The sequence below is a fragment of the Leifsonia sp. GW821-FHT13C09 genome, from assembly GCF_058806435.1.
Genome location: NZ_JBXAPS010000031.1, coordinates 1 through 2,251 on the forward strand (window position 1 = coordinate 1; position 2,251 = coordinate 2,251).

Consider the following 2,251-nt stretch of genomic DNA (forward strand, 5'->3'; position numbering starts at 1 on the left):
GGAACCTAGACAGCTCCAACTCGACTACGGAGGTCTCTCCTACGTCAACAACGATCCGGGTCAGTACAGCTAGCCGGCAGCGGACAGTGGCGGGCATTTCTAGAGTTCGCCCGCTCTTTCCACAACTACAGCCTGAACAATGTGCTGTTGATCCTGTCCCAGAACCCGGACGCGACCATGGTCGCCGGATTCCGGCAATGGCAGATCAAGGGACGCCAGGTGCGCAAGGGTGAAAGGTCGATCAAGATCTTCGGGTACCGCGAAACGAAGACAGCGACCCGGGACAGAGACACAGAAGAGACAGTCGAGAGCGACGAGCGAACAACTCGATACTTCCCCACACTGTCGGTTTTCGACATTGCCCAAACGGATCCGATCGAGGGAGCCGAGCCGCTGCCGGAGGACCCGACGCGCCGCCTGATCGGCGAAGATGACCACGGCGTCATCACTCCTCTGTCGGCCCACCTCGAGACGCACGGATGGAGCATCCAGCGGGCGCCGCTCGCGAGTGCGAGCGGATACACCGACCCCGGATCGCACCGGGTCACCCTGGCCGAGAACCTCGCAGTCGAGCAAGCGGCCAAGACCCTGATCCATGAGACCGCGCACATCGAGCTGCACCATATCGATGACGTAGACGAGTACCGCGCGCACCGGGGGCGGATGGAAGTCGAAGCCGAGTCGGTCGCCTTTATCGTTGCCGGCCTGACCGGATTCGACACCAGCTCGTACAGCATCGGTTACATCACGGGATGGGCGAACGAAGACACCTCCGTCATCCGAGACACGGCGACACGCGTGCTCAAGACCGCGCACACGATCGCGGAGATCATCGAGCAGCACGAATAGCTCAGGCGCAGCGGCTGAACCCCGACCCCAGATGGGCCGGGGTTCTTTCATGCCCGCTGTGGACGGCTGGCGGGAGATAAAGCAAGACGGAGGCGACAGGGAAAGGAAGGAATGGAGGAGGAAGTAAGGATGATCTTCCCCCGGTTCCTCGGACAGTTTGATGTGTCGTTTCAGGCAGCCAGGGTGACTGTCGTCGGGTCGATTTTCTCGTAGTCCGCCGGGGAGTGGTAGCCCAACGAGGAGTGCCGGCGGCGGGGGTTGTACCAGGCTTCGATCCAGGAAAACATCGCCGTCCCCAACTGGCGCCTGGACTGCCAGGGCTGGGTGTCGAGGAGCTCGATCTGCATGCCGGACCAGAAGGATTCCATCATCGCGTTGTCGTAGCAGTCGCCGACGCTGCCCATGGAGGCGATCAGGCCGGCTTCGTGGACGCGGGAGGTGAAGGCCCAGGAGGTGTATTGGGAACCGTGGTCGGAGTGCATGATCGCCCCGCGGACCCCGAACCTGCGCCAGCGGGCCATCTGCAACGCGTCGACGACGAGGTCTGCGGTCATCCGAGAGCCGATCGACCAGCCGATCGCGAGCCGACTGTAAGCGTCGAGGACGACGGCGCAGTAGACCTTCCCTTCGGCGGTGTGGTGTTCGGTGATGTCGCCCAACCAGAGCCGGTTCGGGCCGGGGACGTGGAAGTTGCGGTTGACCTTGTCCTCGCTGGTGGCCGGGTTGGTGCGGAACCGGAACTTGCGTTTGACGGCGCCGGCCCAGCCGCGCTCGCGCATGATCCGCTCCACCCGTTTCCGGCCGATCGCAAAGCCGTGCCCCATCCGCAGCTCGGCGTGCATCCGCGGCGACCCATAGGTGTGGAAGAACGCGCCCTTCTCCGCTCGGAGCCGTCCGATCACCGCCGCGATCTCCTCATCCCTCGCTTTGCGGGCGGAGACGTGGTGCTTGGCCCAGGTGTAGTAGCCGGAGCGGGAGACCCCTAACAGCCGGCTGACCGTCGCGACTTTGAACCGGTGAGGGTTCTCGGTCGTCAGCTGCTCGATCAGTCGGAAAGATGTTTTGGGAGCACGTTCTCCTTCGCGAAATACGCTGCCGCGCGTTTCAGGATCTCGTTCTCCGTCTCCAGGCGGCGCACTTCTCTGCGCAACCGCACCAGCTCGGCCTGCTCATCCGCGTCCAGGACCGGCACCACTCCGGAGGCCTTCTCCGCCTCGGCTTTGGCGAAGTCGTCCTCCGCCACCCATCTCGAGAGCGCGCTGTTGGAGACGCCGAGCTCGCGGGCGACCTGCGACAACGGGCGGTCACTGATCCGGACTAACTCAATCGCACGAACACGGAACTCCCGAGGGAAACGTCTAGCCATAAAGACCAACCTCCCGAACCAAACAAGGCCGATGAT

The 2,251-nt window shown here is 63.4% G+C and carries 3 protein-coding genes and 1 pseudogene; 2 read left to right on the plus strand and 2 right to left on the minus strand.

Annotated elements, in window-relative coordinates; translation table 11 throughout:
- Nucleotides 1–102: 102 nt before the first annotated feature.
- A pseudogene (locus AC1ROW_RS22175) lies at nucleotides 103–342 on the plus strand (ArdC family protein); the annotation flags it as partial.
- 111 nt (nucleotides 343–453) lie between these two features.
- Nucleotides 454–849 carry an ImmA/IrrE family metallo-endopeptidase gene (locus AC1ROW_RS22180; RefSeq protein ID WP_493021853.1) on the plus strand — a complete coding sequence of 132 codons (396 nt, stop codon included), beginning with the start codon at nucleotides 454–456 and terminating at the stop codon, nucleotides 847–849.
- A 170-nt stretch (nucleotides 850–1,019) separates the two neighbouring features.
- Here AC1ROW_RS22180 and AC1ROW_RS22185 read toward each other — a convergent pair whose 3' ends face one another.
- Together AC1ROW_RS22185 and AC1ROW_RS22190 are read right to left on the minus strand one after the other, a co-directional pair.
- On the minus strand, nucleotides 1,020–1,898 hold the full coding sequence (locus AC1ROW_RS22185; RefSeq protein ID WP_493021855.1) for an IS3 family transposase: 879 nt from the start codon (nucleotides 1,896–1,898) through the stop codon (nucleotides 1,020–1,022).
- On the minus strand, nucleotides 1,895–2,251 hold a 357-nt coding region (locus AC1ROW_RS22190), incomplete at its 5' end, for a transposase (protein WP_493021851.1). The genes AC1ROW_RS22185 and AC1ROW_RS22190, both read right to left, overlap by 4 nt.